The 16,772-nt window shown below is 66.6% G+C and carries 13 protein-coding genes; 1 reads left to right on the forward strand and 12 read right to left on the reverse strand.

Features of this window, described 5'->3' with window-relative positions; genetic code table 11:
• Positions 1-62 precede the first annotated feature (62 nt).
• Positions 63-4,586, forward strand: coding sequence for an AAA domain-containing protein (locus tag E5673_RS10235; RefSeq protein WP_136189906.1), 4,524 nt, complete (start codon positions 63-65; stop codon positions 4,584-4,586).
• Positions 4,587-4,632: 46 nt separating this feature from the next.
• Here the strand turns inward: E5673_RS10235 and E5673_RS10240 are convergent, their stop codons facing one another.
• The 12 genes from E5673_RS10240 to E5673_RS10295 form a co-directional block, all read right to left on the reverse strand.
• Complete coding sequence (locus E5673_RS10240) at positions 4,633-5,667, reverse strand: toxic anion resistance protein (protein ID WP_136189907.1); 1,035 nt, start codon at positions 5,665-5,667, stop codon at positions 4,633-4,635.
• A gap of 53 nt (positions 5,668-5,720) precedes the next feature.
• On the reverse strand, positions 5,721-6,623 hold the full coding sequence (locus E5673_RS10245) for an HpcH/HpaI aldolase/citrate lyase family protein (RefSeq protein WP_136189908.1): 903 nt from the start codon (positions 6,621-6,623) through the stop codon (positions 5,721-5,723).
• Complete coding sequence (locus E5673_RS10250) at positions 6,620-7,693, reverse strand: cysteine protease StiP domain-containing protein (RefSeq protein ID WP_168711599.1); 1,074 nt, start codon at positions 7,691-7,693, stop codon at positions 6,620-6,622. The genes E5673_RS10245 and E5673_RS10250 overlap by 4 nt, the downstream gene beginning before the upstream one ends.
• A 35-nt stretch (positions 7,694-7,728) precedes the next feature.
• The gene (locus E5673_RS10255; RefSeq protein WP_210731717.1) at positions 7,729-8,469 is read right to left on the reverse strand and encodes a sucrose-6-phosphate hydrolase; all 741 of its coding nucleotides are present in this window, start codon (positions 8,467-8,469) and stop codon (positions 7,729-7,731) included.
• Positions 8,466-9,611, reverse strand: a complete 1,146-nt coding sequence (locus tag E5673_RS10260) for a phosphoribosyltransferase domain-containing protein (RefSeq protein ID WP_136189911.1) — start codon at positions 9,609-9,611, stop codon at positions 8,466-8,468. Before E5673_RS10260 ends, E5673_RS10255 begins: the two co-directional genes overlap by 4 nt.
• Before the next feature lie 121 nt (positions 9,612-9,732).
• Positions 9,733-10,770, reverse strand: coding sequence for a DUF4236 domain-containing protein (locus tag E5673_RS10265; protein WP_136189912.1), 1,038 nt, complete (start codon positions 10,768-10,770; stop codon positions 9,733-9,735).
• 12 nt (positions 10,771-10,782) lie between these two features.
• Positions 10,783-11,904, reverse strand: a complete 1,122-nt coding sequence (locus E5673_RS10270) for a serine protease (protein ID WP_247599315.1) — start codon at positions 11,902-11,904, stop codon at positions 10,783-10,785.
• A gap of 158 nt (positions 11,905-12,062) precedes the next feature.
• A complete protein-coding gene (locus E5673_RS10275) occupies positions 12,063-12,644 on the reverse strand; it encodes a TerD family protein (RefSeq protein ID WP_136189913.1) in 582 nt (193 codons plus the stop codon).
• A gap of 94 nt (positions 12,645-12,738) precedes the next feature.
• Positions 12,739-13,314, reverse strand: coding sequence for a TerD family protein (locus E5673_RS10280; protein WP_136189914.1), 576 nt, complete (start codon positions 13,312-13,314; stop codon positions 12,739-12,741).
• A 47-nt stretch (positions 13,315-13,361) separates the two neighbouring features.
• Positions 13,362-14,459: a DUF475 domain-containing protein gene (locus E5673_RS10285; RefSeq protein ID WP_136189915.1), complete on the reverse strand. Its 1,098-nt coding sequence runs from the start codon at positions 14,457-14,459 to the stop codon at positions 13,362-13,364.
• A 42-nt stretch (positions 14,460-14,501) separates the two neighbouring features.
• Complete coding sequence (locus tag E5673_RS10290) at positions 14,502-15,668, reverse strand: TerD family protein (protein ID WP_136189916.1); 1,167 nt, start codon at positions 15,666-15,668, stop codon at positions 14,502-14,504.
• 52 nt (positions 15,669-15,720) lie between these two features.
• Positions 15,721-16,329: a TerD family protein gene (locus tag E5673_RS10295; RefSeq protein WP_136189917.1), complete on the reverse strand. Its 609-nt coding sequence runs from the start codon at positions 16,327-16,329 to the stop codon at positions 15,721-15,723.
• Positions 16,330-16,772: the final 443 nt, after the last annotated feature.

Below are 16,772 nucleotides of genomic sequence, written 5' to 3' on the forward strand. Positions count from 1 at the left end.
CCTTGTTTCGGTGCGGGATCGCGTGCGACTAATGGCTTTGGTTCATTGAAGAGTGTCATCCGATGATTGAGCGTTCCAGGCTTCAGGGTCTGATCGACTATGTCGAAGCCACGGAACGCGATCGGCTCAGCGTCGCGTGGGACGTGGCCGATCATCGCGGCTTCCGTCGTTTCCGCGACGAGACGATCCGATTGCCCGGAGTCCAGCTCGATGTCCGCAATGGCGATGATCACATCTGGATGGTGGTCGACCGCATGGTCCGGTGCCCGCCGCCAGCGGTGGACGATGCCGAACTCAGGGTCTGGGCCGATGTGTCCGGTGAGCCCAACGTCGCGCCTACGCTGAAGGCAGAAGTTCCACGAGTGGCGGTCAGCGCCGCGGGTTTCGACGTCGCGGAGGCGGACGCCGCGACGGTCCGCCTGGCCGACCACTCGGCGCGGACGAAGCTGGACGCCGCGTTGACCGCCTATGTCCGCGAGAGGTGGACCCCATGGGCGCAAGAGGAACGCCCCCGGCGGCAGTCAATCGAACTGTACAACAGTCTGTTCGCGCTGCGTCAGCTGCTCGAAGGGGCGGGCGACCGGCCGGTCGAGCTCGTGTGGGGCATCGGCGTCGCGCAATGGGCTCATTCAACGGGCAAGCTGCGCTACCCGTTGCTGACGGTTGCGGTGGAACTCGCGTTGGACGAGACGACGCATGCGATCCAGGTCCGTCCGCGCAGCGAGACGCCGCCGGGGATCGAGACGGACGCGCTCGACCTGCTCGACGCCAGCGGCCTGAACGACTTCCGGCGCTTCGCCGAGGCGCACATCGCCGGTTTGGAAGGAGATGGCCTTACTCCGTTCGACGCGTTCGGCTTCGCTCCGGTGCTACGCCGGGCCGTCGCGGTGCTGCAAGCGGACGCCTGCTACCTCCCGGATCTAGGCGATCGCCGAGCGCCCGAAAGCGACATCCTACGCGTGGATGGCAGCTGGGTGATCTTCGAGCGCCCCAGACGCGGGACGCAGCTGATGGACGACCTGCGCCGTTTCCGGACCGTGGTCGACTCGGTCGAGAGCGCGGATGCGATCCCCGAGGCCGTGCGCATCCTGCTGCGAGCGCCTGCCGAGATCGCGACGGGCGAAGCGTATCCGCCCATGCGCGGCGTTTCGACGATCCCCGGGGTCACGTCGTCCGACGGATCCGGGGACGATCTGTTCTTCCCGAAGCCGTTCAATCGGGAGCAGGTCGAGGTCATCCAGCGGTTGTCGAACCGGGCCGGCGTGGTCGTCCAGGGACCGCCGGGGACGGGCAAGACCCACACCATCGCGAACATCGTCAGCCACTATCTGGCACTGGGCAAGCGGGTGTTGGTGACGTCGCAGAAGGCGCCGGCGTTGAAGGTGCTCCGCGACAAGCTGCCGGAAGCGGTGCGGCCGTTGGCGGTGAGCCTGCTGGAGAGCGACCGCGACGGGCTCAAGCAGTTCCAGGAGTCCGTCGACATCATCGCCGACCGGCTGCAGCGGACGCGGATCGGCGAGGCGCGTACTCAGATAGCCGAGCTCGACGTGCGGATCGATGCGATCCACCGCGCTTTGGCCCGCATCGATCGCGACGTCGATGCGATCGGTCGTCAGGCAATGACGGCGGTCGTGATCGACGGTGCGCCGGTGGAGCCGGTCGATGCTGCCCGGCGGGTCGTCGCTGCGAATGGGCTCGCCTACTGGATCGACGATCAGTTGGAAGCCTTGCCCGCGTTCGAGCCCGCATTCGACGAAGATGCCATCGGCAGGCTTCGCGCCGCACGCAAGGACGTGGGTGATCGGCTGAACTCGCTCGACATGTCGCCGCCCCCGGTTGATCTGCCGAGTTCCGGAACGATGCTGGCGTTGCACGAGACGCTGATGGAAGCGGCGACGGCGCGCCGCGGCATCGCTGTCGGGGCAGAGCTCGTGCAGGGGACGGACATCGCCGCGATTGCACCTTTGGAAGCGGCGCTCGATGAGTTGACCGAGCTCAAGGCGGCGATCGCCGGGGCTCGGTCGGACTGGTCGGACGCCCTGCTCGACCGCCTGCGGGCAGATGCCTACGACCCTCCGGCGGCGGCGATCGCCGGCCTGTTGGAACAAGTCGACGCGGCCACTGGGGAAACCCGCCACTTCCTGACGTGCCCGGTCACCATCGAAGCCGATGCCGTTGCGGATCCGGCCTTCCGCGAAGCGATCGCCGGACTTTCTCGCGGCGAGGAGCTGGGCCTGTTCCAGTCGATCTTCGCGCGAGCGGTGAAGGGCCGCATCGCGGCGGTCAGGCTGGCAGGCCGCCCCGTGGCCGACGCGGCGGGATGGAGCGAGGTCGAGCGCTATTGCCGGGCACTCGATTCCGCCGACCAGCTGCGGGTGGTCTGGGCGCATGCGGCCATGCACGCCGGCATGGATGCGGTTACGGGAGACGGGCTGGGGGGCGCCGAGGCGATGAGCCGCCAACTCTCCCACTTGGCACGTCTACGCGATGCGGTGGCGCGCGAGGACGCGATCAACGGTCAGGCGCGCCGGCTTCTGCCCGGTTGGCGGCGCAGCGTGGCGACCAGCGCCGCTGATCTGCGAGGGGTGCTGCGGCAGCACCGCCGACGGCTAGACCTGGAGGCGGCGCAAGCGACGCTCGACGACATCGAGACACGTCTCGCCGACGTCTCGGGCGCTGCAGGGCAGGCTCTGCGGGCCGCCGCCGGGTTGGTCGGGGACGAGACCGCCGAGCGCGATGCGATCGACCTCTCCTGGTCCGCGGCGCTTTCGGAGGCCAAGACGTTGCGCCGGCTTCAGCCGTCCTTCGCGACGATCCGCGACGTGACGGACCTGATTTCGCGGAACGGCGCACCACGGTGGGCGATGCGGTTGCGGACCGAGAGCGTCGACGGGCGCGAGGATCCTCTGACGCCCGGCGACTGGCGGGTCCGTTGGAACCTCCGCCGCATGACGGTATGGCTCGACGGTATCGACCACCATGCTCGATTGCGCGCGCTGTCCGCAGAGCGGTTCGAACAGGAGGCGAGGCTGACCCGCGCCTATGAGGATGCGATCGAAACGCGCACGTGGTGCCGGCTCGCCGAACAGGCTAGCGACCAGGTGCGCTCGGCGCTCGCCGCATATGCCCAGGCCATGCGCAAGATCGGTCGCGGCACCGGCATTCGGGCCGGTCGGCACCGCGCCGACGCACGCGCGGCGGCGGATCGCGCGAAGAACGCGCTGCCGTGCTGGATCATGCCGCACTACCGCGTGTCGGAATCGCTCCCCGCCGAACTCGGTCTGTTCGATCTGGTGATCATCGACGAAGCATCGCAATCGACGGTGGCCGCGCTCCCGGCCCTGCTGCGCGCGAAGCAGGTGCTCATCGTCGGCGATGATCGGCAGGTCAGTCCTGACGCCGGGTTTCGTCAGGAGGCGCGACTGACGATGCTGGCCGAGCGGCATCTCGGCGACCAGGTCGCGGACTATCGCGCCACGATGCGTGAGGACCGGTCGCTCTACGACCTCGGCACAGTGGTCTTCGCTGGCGGTGCGATCCTGCTCAAGGAGCATTTCCGGTGCGTCGCTCCAATCATCGAATATTCGAAAGGGCAGTTCTACAGCCACCAGTTGGTTCCGATGCGCCTTCCCTCGGCTTCCGAGCGGCTCGATCCGCCCCTGGTCGACATCCTGGTCGAGGACGGCTGTCGCCAAGGCAAGCTCAACCTCCCGGAGGTCGATTGCATAATCGACGAGATCGGGCGGATCGTTCGGGATCCGATGATGGCTCATAGGACGATCGGGGTCACGACGCTTCTCGGCCAGGAACAGGCGATGGCAATCCTGCAGGCGATCGAACAGGTGCTGGGCATAGACGCGATGATCCGGCACGACATCCGCGTCGGCGAGCCGACCGCGTTCCAGGGCGACGAGCGTGACATCATGTTCGTATCGTTGGTGGCCGACCGCGATAGCAGCCCTTTGTCCGGCCTCGGATACGAGCAGCGCTTCAACGTCGCCGCGTCGCGTGCGCGCGACCGCATGGTGCTGGTCAGATCGGTGGAGCTGGAACAGCTTCGGCCATCGGACAAGTTGCGTCGTAGTCTGATCGAGCACTTTCAAGCGCCGTTCGCCGGTGAGAGCGCCCTCGTCGAGGATCGCCGCGCGCGATGTGAATCGCAGTTCGAGGCGGCTGTCTTCGATCGGCTCGTCGAACGCGGTTACCGGATCGACACGCAGGTGCGCGTCGGTACGAAGCGCATCGACTTGGTGGTCGAAGGCGCGGAGGATCGGCGGCTGGCGATCGAGTGCGACGGTGATGCCTATCACGGGCCCGATCGCTGGCCCGACGACATGGCGCGACAGCGGATGCTGGAACGAGCCGGTTGGACGGTTTGGCGGTGCTTCGCGTCCCGCTTCGTCCGCGATCCTGACGCGGTCATGGCTGAGCTGACCGCCGCACTGACGGCCCGCGGCATCTCCCCGAATTTGCACGCCGATCGACTCGTCATCCGGCATACCGAGCATCGTCGCTGGCGGAGCGCGCCTGATCCGTCGATCGAGCTGGTCCCGTATGCGTGGCTCGTCCCGGCCGATCCGTTCTGACCGCTTCTTCAGCCCTGTTCTTCCCCCGGCCCAAGGTGGGTCGGGTTCAGGCGACCCCGCGCGCCCTTTTCAACGCGTCGACCTCGTCCAACGTGGAACGCACTTCGGCGAACGCCCGTTGAAGCGCGTCCAGGTCATCGCGGCGAGCCGGCTGCACGATCCTGTTCCTGTCGCCGGGCAGCGGGCGCCCGGCTCCCTCGATAATAGGGGCAGCGCTGCCGTCGATCGCGCTGATCCGATTAAGGACAAGCCTCTGCCCTGCCAGCGCCTGGGCGACGGCGACTGCAGTGTGCAGCACGGCAATGGTCGTCGTCGATGCGCGTTCGATTCCGCTGATGAGTTCCTCGTTGGTCCTTCTGACGACGCCAAGGGCCATGTAGCCCTGTAGGGACACGGCCATCTGCGTGAGCAGGTCCGTGATCCGCTGGCGTGTCCGAAACAGCGCCCGCTCGCGTAGCGCACGTCCCTTCTCCGGCGCGCTGAGCTCCATTTTCGCAGCGGCCCGCTCGAGTCCGTCGTCCAGCCTGCGCGAACCCTGTATCGCTACTTCAAGGTCCTCCATCAGCGCCCACATCCTTCGGCGGTCGCCGTCGATGGCGATGTTGTCGCGCAACACCGAGTCCCTGCCGGCGGCGAGCGTCCGCAGTATCCCGTCGATCGCCTTCTGCGCTGGCTCGTAGCGCCTGAAATATGAACCGATCCCGGAGCCGACCCGAATGATGCCGAGGATGCGCCGCGGCGCCAGTAGGTCTCCGTCCCTCGCCGGATCGAGATCCTCCATGATCTCCCTCAGGCGGTGGAGGGCGGGTCCGACCCCGTCGGGGGCCGACGAGCCGCCGGACCGCGCCACGAGGCGGCTCGATAGACCCGCAAGAGCGGAGACCTCGCGTCGCCCGACGTTCGACAACTGGTCTGCCTTGATGGCGAAATCGGGACCATCGGGCGGAAGCGACACGAGCTCCTCGACGTAGCGGTCTGCGCTGGCCCGGAGACGCGTCCTGGCCTCCTCGGTTATGGGAACGTCGATCGCGCCGGCGGTCGAGGCGGGCGGGAAGGGTGCCGGTGGTTCTATGCTCAGCATGTGGGCGGCTTTGAATCCGATGACGTGTGCGTTTCATATGGTGGTCGAATGTCCTAGGCCACCTTGGCTTCCGGGCCGCGAACCTGATCCCGCACGCCGTGGATCCTGGCTCGGCTGACTATGGACTGCGCCCACCTGGCGTGCGTCGCGGGCTCGCACATGCTGCCATGCGACCCGAACACCGCCGGGGTGGAGACGTCCAGGATTGTCCGGGCCTCCGCCATCTCGATGGCCGATGGCCGGTAGGCGCCCTGGATCACGGCTATCTGGGAAGGGTGGATGGCCGACTTGGTCAGAAGTCCGTGTTCGATGTCCTGCTCCACCTCGGTGCGAAGGACATCGAGCGCCGCATAGTGCTCGAACACTGGCGCCGCCACGCTGAACCCGTTCGGTATGAAGGCGCCGGCGATGTCCCGGATCACGTTGCCAAGAGGGCCTTCGTATGCGGACCGCACCCGCGACCGGCGTATGCCCAGCAGACCGAGGATGTCGTTCCCCCCGATGCGCACCGCCGACACGCGGTGGACGTAGGGGCGCAGCTGGTCGCAGAGCCGGGCGAGCGCGCTGCGGTCGAACGCCTCGTCTCCTTCGATCGTCGGCATGATGGCGTGATCGTCGTGCATCACGGCGCTCAGCCAGAGCGGAAGGCTGCTGGTCGTGACCTTCGGCAGCACGAAGCCCTGAATCCGATCGATGCCCGGGAGTGAACAGATGTGGGCGAGCATGCCGATGTCGCGCGGCCGCACGTACACACCGATCGCTGGAGGACGTCCCGCGAACTGCAGAAGGATCCTCCCGAGTTCCCGCAGCGCCCGGCCGACCTGATCCTCGCGGATCGAATCCTCCAGGCAGATGACGATCGACCGCAGCCCCTGCATCTCGCCGTAGGCCAGTCGTTCGGCGTTTGCGTTCAGGGCGGGCACGTACAGCGACGCACCCAAATCTATAGCGCTCATTCCTGTCCTCCCCCGAGACCTCTTATCACGGTCACCGCCCGGTACGCATGCAGATCGCGTTCGCGGACGGGCACATCGTGCTTCGCCGCCAGATGCAGGAGGTGCCTTACCTCTGGATCGGCGCGGTCGCCAACGAACAGCAGGTCGGGAACCCGGCGCAAGATGGCCCGCGTCGCTTCGGCGATGCCGGGCTTGATCCTGTTCGCGTCGGTGATCGCGCATTCGTTCATCAGCTCCTCCATCAGCGCGCGACTGCGTCCGCGCGCCACTGCCGCCAGGTCCGTGTTCCAAGGCCCGCTGTCGACGAGGGGCGGACCGGCGGCCTCGACGTCGTGAATGAACGCGCGCGACAGGTCGTAGGCGGCGTGGTCGGTCTGGTAGAGGCAGGCGTGAAAATCCGATGGCCCGACGAGATCGTCCCGGAGAACCGATCGACTGATCAGCCCGGAGACGATGCCGTTCAACAGTCCGCTCGGGATTACGTAATCGTCGGTCGTCGCGGCGGCCTCGGCGCATCCCGCCGGATCGGCGACGACGGCAAGGAACGGGGCGAACCCGAGATCGTCATCGGCCAGCGAGCGCATGAGTTCGCGTTTGATCGCTCCCTTTCCCGTCCAGCCGTCCACGAACACCGCGGCAGTGGTGCCATGGCGCGCCGCTATGAAGCGCAGTGCGTTCAGATCGATGCCGCGGTCGCGGATGATGCTGATGGAGTAGTGGTGCGCAACGATCCCGATACGCGCCAGCTCCCGCTTTAGCAGGACCCCGATCGGCGTACCGGCCCTGGCCAGCGATACGACGACGCATTCGCGCCGCGTGGCCGGACGATCCGCGATCATGCGGGCGAGCCTCGATATGTCCGAGCGCAGCCGTCCGGCGTTTCGCGCTAGCGCTTCGGCGTAGAGCGTCAGGTAGCGCTGATCGGGCACGGCCTCACTAGAAAGCATCTCCGAATAGTGCCGGGCGCCGCTCTGTATCAGCCGCTCCTTTTCCTCGATCGCGACCGGCGTGATCAACGTCGGCTTCAGCAGAATGCTGACGTCTTCCGGGTCATAGGAGCCGGAGAACATCGTCGGGCAGGCATCTGTCGCCGCGGTTCCCATCGCTACGACAGCCAGTCGCTGTTGCTGGTGGCGGCGCGCCAGAACTGCGATCCCGTCGGTGCGATCGCGAAGTCGCAGAGGTCCATGAAGCCCACGTCGGACAGGCTATCGCCAACGCCGAGAATAGGTCGGTCGGGTTCGGCCGCGCGGATCTTCCCGATCATGTAGCCGACGGCGTGCCGCTTGTTCAGCCAACCTGGCATGTATGCGAGGTTGTTGCCGTTGACGTGCCGGCGCCAACCCGTCGGAACCAGGGCCCGGTGGTGCTCCGCCAGCTCCGCCAGTTCGCCCGTCGATCCGGCGTTGCTCTTGATTACGACGTACAGGGGAAGACCGTTCTCCGCGACCACCCAGTGCCGGAACATCTCGTCGTCGAGCGTTTCCGTCAGGGACCGGTGCACGTCATGCACGGCATGGTCGCACCGCGCCTGCTCGGCCAGCCGATCGTGCCAGAGGAGGTCGAGGCCGCCGTTCTCCAACACGATGCATCCGCCGTTGGAGCAGATGGCCGGCGCCTGCGCGATGTCCACCCGCGCGAGGACGACCGTGCTGCGCGCGGTCACTGGGATCAGCCGTCCCGACGACAGCCAGGCGAGCATCGCCTGCTGCCGCGGCGTGGAATATCCACTCGGGCTGCCGTCGAGGAGGGTGCTCATCACCTTGAGGCCGTCGCCCTCGTCCGGGCACTTCCGCAGCGTCTGGAAGAGGGTGTCGTCCAGGTCGGAGAAGACGATGGGGGTCATGACGCCGACCCGTAGCGGCATTCGAGCCGTTCGACAGGCAGGTCCGCTCCGAGTTCGGCCAACGCCGCCCGCGCCTCCGCGATCTGATCGCCTGCCACTTCGGACACGATCACCACGCGATCCGGGGCGTGACCGAGCAGGTTGTAGAGGAAGCACGGGGCGCCGCTGCCGTAGGTGTCGGTGAACCTGGAGACGCTGCGCATGGCCCCACCGGGCAGCGCCGGGCTGCGCGTTATGCATTGGACGGCGGCGATGGCTCCTGCGGCTTCCAGCTCCTCGGCCAGAAGCAGGGCTTCGTAGGAGTGCTCGCCCTCGCCGAGCACCAGTATGCGCTCCCCGACCCGTACCTCGATCCGCTCCCGGTGCGCGCTCTCCGGTGCCATGACGCCCGTGCGGCTGCGCATGCCGGCGGCCGGCGCGGTACCGGGCCGATTGCTGCCGAGCGGCAGGGCGGTGGCCGCGCCGGTCGGCCCCGGCGTCCACTCCATCGCGCCGTCCAGAACGGAGTGGATCCTAGTCTCGATCGGCATGTCCGCGACATAGCCGCCATCGCTCCAGTCCGTGATGCAGCAGGTCTCGATCCGGGTCAGCAGAGGCATCGCCGGACCCATGGCTTCGGCGCAGGCGATGAAGGTCCGTCCCGTACTGCACTCGTCGTCGATGATGACGAGCGTCCTCGCCGACCGCACGATGGATGCGACCTCGGCTCCCAGGATCTGGACGAGGTGGGTCGTCGCATGGCTGTGCCCCTCCTCGAACGTCGCGATCGTCCGCGCTCCCCGCACCCGCTGGCGGGAGGTCTGGAGGTACGCGCAGCGGGCACCCGGCCGGCGCCGGCGGTAGGCCGCGAACGCCCCCTGACCGAGCGCGGTGGCCGTCTCGGCCATCCCGAGGAAGACGATGGGCTCCGGTGTGTCGTCGGCGACCATCGCGCCGAGTTCGTCCATCGTTCGCCGCATGGCCGCGGGCCGGGTGGGAAGGTGGCGGCCGAGGACACGAGACACGATGAGGAATCCGCGCTTGGGATTGGCCCGCGCGGCGACGTCGCAGAGAGCCGAGATGTCATTTCCGTCCCGGGCGCGCAGCGCGAGCAGGCCCGTCGGGATTTCGACGGTGATCGTGGCGGCATTTGGCGACGGCATGGTTTCGTTGACTCTCGTGTTTGGGGGCGTCCGGAGCGTGAGGCTTTGCATCCGCTTGTGGATTATGGGTTTGCGAACTGGGTGCGTCGTTACCGCACGATGCGTCCGGCGTCGCTGGTGCTCAGGTCAGCGGCTTCTGCGTCTTCAGGATGCCCCGCGCGTTCGCCTCGAAGCGGGCGCCCAGCCGCCGCAACAGGTTTTCCGGATCGATCGACGTCATGCGGGCCACGTCGATGGTCGACCAGGCGGAACGGGTGACGTCGGCGACGATGACGTAGTCATCATCGAGCCGGCCCGTGGTGCTGGTGCGCTGGGTGTAACCGGAGACCCCGACCGCTTCTATGGCGTCGCTCGCCGCGAGGCCGTGTCCGATCAGGCGACAGACGATAGCGCAGACGTGCGCCAGGTACGTCGCGGCGACATCCTTCTGCGACAGTGGCTTTTCGCTGAGGACGAGCTGGGTGTGGTTCGGCGCCCAGCGGCGGGCCGGCATGTCCTCGATCTCGGGCAGGTCGACGTCGAGCAGTAGGCGGCGGCCGCGCAGCGACACGGCGATGTCCGTCTCGCGCGGCCATTCGAGCGCACCCAGCCACTCCAAGAGCGCCTGCTCGACGGATTCCGGGTCAGGTCCCTCGTTCGCCGCCTTGGCACGCCACGCCATCAGAGCGGCCATGTACTGCTGCTGGTCGGGATAGCCGTCACGCTCCGGTTTTCCGTGTCGGGGAACGGTCTTCGCGACCGTATCCGGGATGTCGTGATGGAGCTGTTCGAGCGCCACGAGCTCGACGTTGCGGTCTTCGCTCTCCTGCTCGAGGAACGTGCGAAGCTCGTCCTTCATCGATCGGCGGGCCGCAGCATGCAGCGAGGGGGCGAGCGGCGTGCCGTCCTGGTCCGCGAACACGATCCGGTCCTGCTCGACCATCGCGGTGAGCCGTGGCGGCAGGGTCGGCGCCTCCTTGCGCGGAGCGGGCGATGCGGCGTCCAGCCTCGCGCGGTAGCTGATCCCAGTGCCGGGCAGGCCGACGTTGCCATGGATGCCGTTCCGACCCATCGTCACGGACGCGCCGCGGGGACCGATCGAGAGCGACGCCCCGCGCTTGCCGACGTTTATGCGAACGCCGGGCAGGATCTTGATGCGTCGGGAGAATCTGAAAGCCATGGAAGATGCTCCTCAAGCCATGACGTTGATGCTGATCACGCTGCGCCGCAACCGCTGAACGACTTCCCGGCGGGCGCTCTCGGTTGCGAGCGGCGTCGCGGGCGCGTCGATGCCGGCAGCAGCGAGCAGCTCGTGCACCATGCTCGCCTTGATCCCGAAGTTGACGTTCTCGCTGATGGATCCCCGACCCCGGACGTTCTCATGCGCGAGCGAGGCCGACGTGACGCCGATCAGGTTCCCGAACTCATCTATTACGGCGCCTCCCGACGATCCCGATCCGATCGGTGCGGTGAACTGGAACCTGGCCACGTCGCCGTGCGAGCCGGTCATGCCGGAGACGTTGCCGGTCGACACCTTCAGGTCCGCACCGAGCAGGTCCATCAGCGGGTATCCGGCGGCCATGATGGCCTCACCCAGCCAGATGGGCGAGGACGAGCGCAACGGCAGCGGCACTCCCTCGACGTCGCCGCGCAGCAGCGCGAGGTCGTGCATCCGGTCGACGGCGATCGGCGTCAGCGGATGGCGGCCGCGCCCTACCTGGAACGACGAGCCGTCCTCGATGACGTGCGCGTTGGTGACGATGATCCCCGGCGCGATCAGGATCCCGCTTCCGGAGCCGAGCGCGGAACCGGCCGGCGGGGGCGGGCGGTCGTCCCGCCCTTCCGAATGTGGCCGCTCGCTCGGGCTGGTCCGCTTGGGGAAGGCGGGCACCCTTAAGTCCCGCGCCCGCGCGTATGCGTCTATGCCGAAGATGTAGCCCTCGTTGGACACCTTGAGCCGCGGTGCCCCGGCCTTCTGGTATATCTCGCCCAAGATGACCGCGGCGAGCTGCTCGGTCGGGGCGGGGAGGGTATGCTCGACGCCGTCGATGCGCATCGTGACGGGATAGCTGTCGTTGACGAAGCCGCCTTGGCGGTCGTCGATGACGTAGAGCAGTATCTCGGTCGCCTCGCTGCCCCGGAGCAGTCTTCCGAGGGACCATTCGTTCGCCGCGATCTGTTCGAGGGGCACGACGGTGCCGGAGGCGCCCACGGCCACGGCTGCGATCCTATCGGCATTGCTGCCGTCGATTCGTATGAGGCACTGCGCCGCACCCAAGAGGGAAAGGCGTTCACCGGACATGGGGTTGGTCAACGCGTCCTCCTCTCACATTGCCGCTTGCCCGGGAGATGGTACCGCCGAACGGCTCCAACCACGCTGATCACCATCCGCCATGGATCGGTTGTTCGTACCCGCGCCTTCACTCGGCGAGAACCGCTTCCGCAACCGGAACGGACCGGTCGGTTCCTCCCTCAGCCCAGGTTTACGCCCATGCTGCCGGCCAGGCCGGCCAAGCCGCTCTCCCACCCTTCTCCGATGGCCTTCACCTTGATGTCGCCTTGCGGGCCGCGGTAGAGTTCCACGAACACCATGGCGCTGTTGGTGCTGCTGTCCTCGGACAGATCGAACCGCGCCAGCTCCTTGCCGTCGGCATCGTTCAGCACGCGGGCGTAGGCGTTGGACACGGAGCCGAAGTTCTGACGGCGCTCGGCACCCTCGTAGATCGTAACGCCGATGACCACCTTCTTCACGTCCGCGGCCAACCGGGCGAAATCGACCTTGATCGTCTCGTCGTCGCCATCGCCGTCGCCGGTCCGGTTGTCGCCGCCATACACGACGGACCCATCAGGCGACGCCTTGTTGTTGAAGAACACGAAGTGCGAGTCGCTCAGCACCTTACCGTTGTCGCCGACCACGAACGCCGACGCGTCGAGATCGAAGGCCGTGCCATCGGTCTGGCGGGTGTCCCAACCGAGTCCCACGGTGACGGAGCTGAGTCCGGGGGCCTCCTTGGAAAGCGAGACGTTGCCGCCCTTCACGAGTGAAACTGCCATTGGTCCTGATCCTGTACTAGAAGTTGTGTCCACGGTCGCTGAAGCGGCTCCGGCACCGCGGGCCCTGCCGCCGCATGCGGCGGCAGGGCGATGGTCAGCCGACGCTCACGCCGAAGCTCGTCGCGAGCGGCCCCAGTCCGCCCTTGAAGCCTTGGCCGACGGCGCGGAACTTGAAGTCGCTGCCGTGGCGGTAGACTTCTCCAAGGATGAGGGCCGTCTCGACCGACGCGTCCTCGGCGAGATCGTAGCGGACGACTTCGGCGCCCGTCTTCTGGTTCACCAGGCGGATGAACGCGTTCGAGACCTGTCCGAAGCTCTGCCGCCTCGCCTCCGCCTCGTGAATGGTGACCGCGATCGCGACCTTGTCGATCTCGGCGGGCAGCTTTGACAGCGTGATCTTGATCTGCTCGTCGTCGCCCTCGCCCTCGCCCGTGCGGTTGTCGCCCTGGTGGACCACAGCTTCGCCGACGTTCTTGTTGTTGTAGAAGCAGAAGTCGAGGTCGTTGCGGACCCTGCCGGCCGCGGTGAGTAGGAATGCGGACGCGTCGAGGTCAAAGTCGGCGCCGTCGGTCGCACGCGCGTCCCAGCCCAGCCCGATCATGATCTCGTCAAGCGTCGGGTCTTCCTTGGAGAGCGACACGTTGCCGCCCTTGGACAGTGAAATTGCCATCGTGATGATCTCCTGATTCTGTGTCGTGTCGTGGGTGTCGATTGGGGTCAGCTGGTCTGCACGCCGGTGGCGATGTCGCCGGTCGGCAGGATAACCTCGGCTTCGCCGTCCTCGGCGTATTCCTCCGGGAACAGCTTCTTGTGCCGGATCGAGGCGTAGAGCGAGAGCCCGATGATGCATGCGCCGATCAGGCCGGTCACGACCTCCGGGGTCTCGATCCGGATGCTGAGGAGCATGATCACCGAAAGGCCGATGATCGCGTAGAAGGCGCCCGGCTCGAGGAAGCGGAACTCGGCGAGATGTCCGCCGCGAACGAGCGCGATCGTCATCGAGCGCACGAACATCGCGCCGATTCCCAGTCCGAGGGCGATGAGGATGATGTTGTTGGTGATCGCGAACGCCCCGATGACACCGTCGAACGAGAAGCTGGCATCGAGGAACTCGAGGTAGATGAACGCGCCCAGACCCGAGCGCACCACCCGACCGGTCGCGTCCTCGTCGCCACCGACCAGATCACCGATCTTCTGGACGCCGAAGAACGCCGCGATACCGCAGAATGCCGCGATCAGGAACGTCCGCTGTTCGCCGCCTTCGACCATGAAGGAAAGCCCGACGACGATCGCGATGGTGGCGAGGTAGGGCGAGAACGGGATCCGCGCGAAGCTGGCGAGTGGGGCTTCGATGAAGCGCAGCCAATGGTGCTCGCGTTCAGCGTCGAAGAAGAACGTGAGGCCCACCAGCATCAGGAACGCGCCACCGAAGCCGGAGATGCCGATGTGGGCGCCGGTTACGATGTCCTCGTACCGTGCCTGGTCGACGAGCGCGATCCGGGTGGCCTCCCACGGGCTGACCCAAGCCGAGACCGACACGATCAGGATCGGGAAGACGATACGCATCCCGAACACTGCGATCAGGATACCCCAGGTAATGAAGCGCTGCTGCCAGACCGGGGACATGTCCTTCAGGATCGAGGCGTTGACCACGGCGTTGTCGAGGCTGAGCGACGTCTCCATGACGCCGAGCACGAGCGCCAGGAACACGAACTGCAACGCGAGACCGAGGTCGCCACTCTGGCTGAAGCCCAGCACGCCAGCCAGGATCAGGGCGATCACCGTGAACGCCATCGACCCGTAGAATGTTTTCATTGTTCCCCCTGTGCATTCATCGGCGCACAGCGCGCGCCGCTCTCAGTCCTTCGAGCCGGCGGCCCACCTGAGCAGTATGCCGACGGTATCCGCATACTGCTTTTGATCGCGATAGTATCGCATGTGCCTGTCGATTTTCAGTTCGCCCCCGACGTTGTCGATCACGGCGATGCCGCAGAGCCGGCAGTTGTCGCGGCCCTCGTCCATGCGGACTTCGATCTCGGGCTGTCCGGGGATGTTCATGCGGACGACGCCGTCGGTCTTCGCCCAGTTGGGCGCGCCGTCGTAGATATTCGCGAAGACGGCCAGTCGGCTGATGTTGTCGAAGAACCTGCCGTTGACCCGGATCGTCTCGCCGCCAGACACGGCCCCGGTGCGGTCGTCGCCGGACAGCTCTATCCAAGGCATCTGGTCGTATCGGCCGAAGCTGTTGCCCAGCGCCTGAATCACTCCTTTGCCGCCGTCGCGCATCTCGAACAGGACGCCGAGGTCCAGGTCCACGCCCTTGTTCCCGCCGCCGAACAGGCCACGCTTCTGCGTCCCTTGGTTCCAGTTCAGATTGAGCACGATCTCGCCGAATGAGCCGCCGGTCTTCTTCAGGCTCACCGACGAGTTCGTCTTCTCGAGCGAGATCTTCTTGAGGCTGACGGGCGGGGGTGCGGGAGGCGGTGCCGGCCGGGAGGCGGGTGCAGCCGCCCCTGACGGCGCGGGCGCGTCTACCTCGCCGCCGAAATGCTGGATCAGGCTGCCGAGGCCGCCGTTGAAGCCGGCCGCGATCGTGCCGACGCGCCACCCGGAAGAGTGGCGGTAGAGTTCGACCATCATGACCGCCTTTTCGGAGGTCAGGTGTTCGGCGACGTTGAACCTGGCCTTTCCGCCGTCGATCGAGACGACGAGCGGACGCGCCTCGGATATCGGCCGGGAGTCATGGGTAGCGGTGAACACGATTCGCTCCACCGCGCCGGGCACCAAGTCCAGATCGACCGTGAAGACCGCGCTGTCTGAGGTGGCCGACATGGCGATCGAGCCGTCCGGCGAACGCGGATTGGAAAAGAGGACGACGTAGCGGTCGTCCCCGATCTTGCGGTCCTTGTTCAGCCCGAAGGCGGCGACGTCGGCGCCGGGAAGCTCGAAGTCGAACTTGATGACGCAAGCGTTGCCGATACCGAGATCGGCAAGCGCCCGTTTCTCGCCGCGCTGTAACTGCATTCGCCGCTCCGGAATGTCGTTTGAATTGATGTGAGGAGGTTCCCCCAGCGGATCAGATCAGGCCGCGGGCCGCTCCCGACAGGTCCTGCGCGGTGCGGCCGCTCGTGCGCTCGCCGAGCGCCTTGAACACCCACTCGCCACCCGCCTTCTTGAGCGAAGCGAGGATGATGCCCGTATGCGTCCCCGCGTCCGTAATGTCGAACCGAGCGAGCTCACGGTTCGTGCTCAGGTCGACGACCCGCCCGAACGCGTTCTCGACCTCGTTGAACGTCTGGCCCCTGAAGCTGTTCACCGTAAGCACCAGGGTCTCGATGGTGGCCGGCAGGCGGGCGAGGTCGATCGAGATCGTCTCGTCGTCGCCATCACCCTCGCCGGTGAGGTTGTCCCCGCTGTGCCGGATCGACCCGTCGTCGCTGGCGAGCTTCTGGAACCAGACGAGGTCGACGACGGAGCCTCTGCCGTCGAACGCGATGCATGATGCGTCGAGATCGATCTCGGTTTCAGCGGCGGCGCCCCCACCGAGCAGGCCTCCGAAGAAACCACCCTTCTTCTTCTGCTGCACGGCATCCCAGCCGACGCCGAGGGCGATCTTGCTGAGACCCGATCCGCCGGCCTCCTTTGCAAGACTGACCGAAGCGTTTTTCTGCAACGAGATTGCCATGATTCCTTACCCCCTAAGATTCGAGGATGCATACCAAGAGGGTTCCCGCCCGCAAGTCAATCGGCGGCAGGTAACAGCATCCGACCCGTCTGGTACCGTGGAGCACGCACGACAAAGAGATCGACGGTCCGCGGTGATAGAGGTGCTTGAACGGTCCCGTTGCGCTCCGGAGGCGGCGGGCGTCGCTGATGGCGCGGCTCCGCGACGCGAACGGTTGTCGCATCGGCGAAGACGACCTAACGACCGTTCGAGAACCGCTCGTCGGTCCTCGCCGCTCCACCGTGATCAGTCAATCAGACGGGATACCACCCTGAGCAAGACGCCCCCCGCAGCGATCGCACTCCTTTGCGGTCTGGTCGTGCTGGCACTGGTGTGGGTGTTTGCCGCCCTGTCGCCCGGGGGCGGCGGCACTCTCCCGCCGCCACCCGTACGCCTCCCCGCCG

This window comes from Sphingomonas sp. PAMC26645 (assembly GCF_004795835.1).
GTDB lineage: Bacteria > Pseudomonadota > Alphaproteobacteria > Sphingomonadales > Sphingomonadaceae > Sphingomonas.

Coding starts and splice junctions, on each gene's coding strand:
- E5673_RS10235 (WP_136189906.1), top strand. CDS start 63: ATGATTGAGCGTTCCAGGCTTCAGGGTCTGATCGACTATGTCGAAGCC.
- E5673_RS10240 (WP_136189907.1), bottom strand. CDS start 5,667: ATGCTGAGCATAGAACCACCGGCACCCTTCCCGCCCGCCTCGACCGCC.
- E5673_RS10245 (WP_136189908.1), bottom strand. CDS start 6,623: ATGAGCGCTATAGATTTGGGTGCGTCGCTGTACGTGCCCGCCCTGAAC.
- E5673_RS10250 (WP_168711599.1), bottom strand. CDS start 7,693: ATGTTCTCCGGCTCCTATGACCCGGAAGACGTCAGCATTCTGCTGAAG.
- E5673_RS10255 (WP_210731717.1), bottom strand. CDS start 8,469: ATGACCCCCATCGTCTTCTCCGACCTGGACGACACCCTCTTCCAGACG.
- E5673_RS10260 (WP_136189911.1), bottom strand. CDS start 9,611: ATGCCGTCGCCAAATGCCGCCACGATCACCGTCGAAATCCCGACGGGC.
- E5673_RS10265 (WP_136189912.1), bottom strand. CDS start 10,770: ATGGCTTTCAGATTCTCCCGACGCATCAAGATCCTGCCCGGCGTTCGC.
- E5673_RS10275 (WP_136189913.1), bottom strand. CDS start 12,644: ATGGCAGTTTCACTCGTGAAGGGCGGCAACGTCTCGCTTTCCAAGGAG.
- E5673_RS10280 (WP_136189914.1), bottom strand. CDS start 13,314: ATGGCAATTTCACTGTCCAAGGGCGGCAACGTGTCGCTCTCCAAGGAA.
- E5673_RS10285 (WP_136189915.1), bottom strand. CDS start 14,459: ATGAAAACATTCTACGGGTCGATGGCGTTCACGGTGATCGCCCTGATC.
- E5673_RS10290 (WP_136189916.1), bottom strand. CDS start 15,668: ATGCAGTTACAGCGCGGCGAGAAACGGGCGCTTGCCGATCTCGGTATC.
- E5673_RS10295 (WP_136189917.1), bottom strand. CDS start 16,329: ATGGCAATCTCGTTGCAGAAAAACGCTTCGGTCAGTCTTGCAAAGGAG.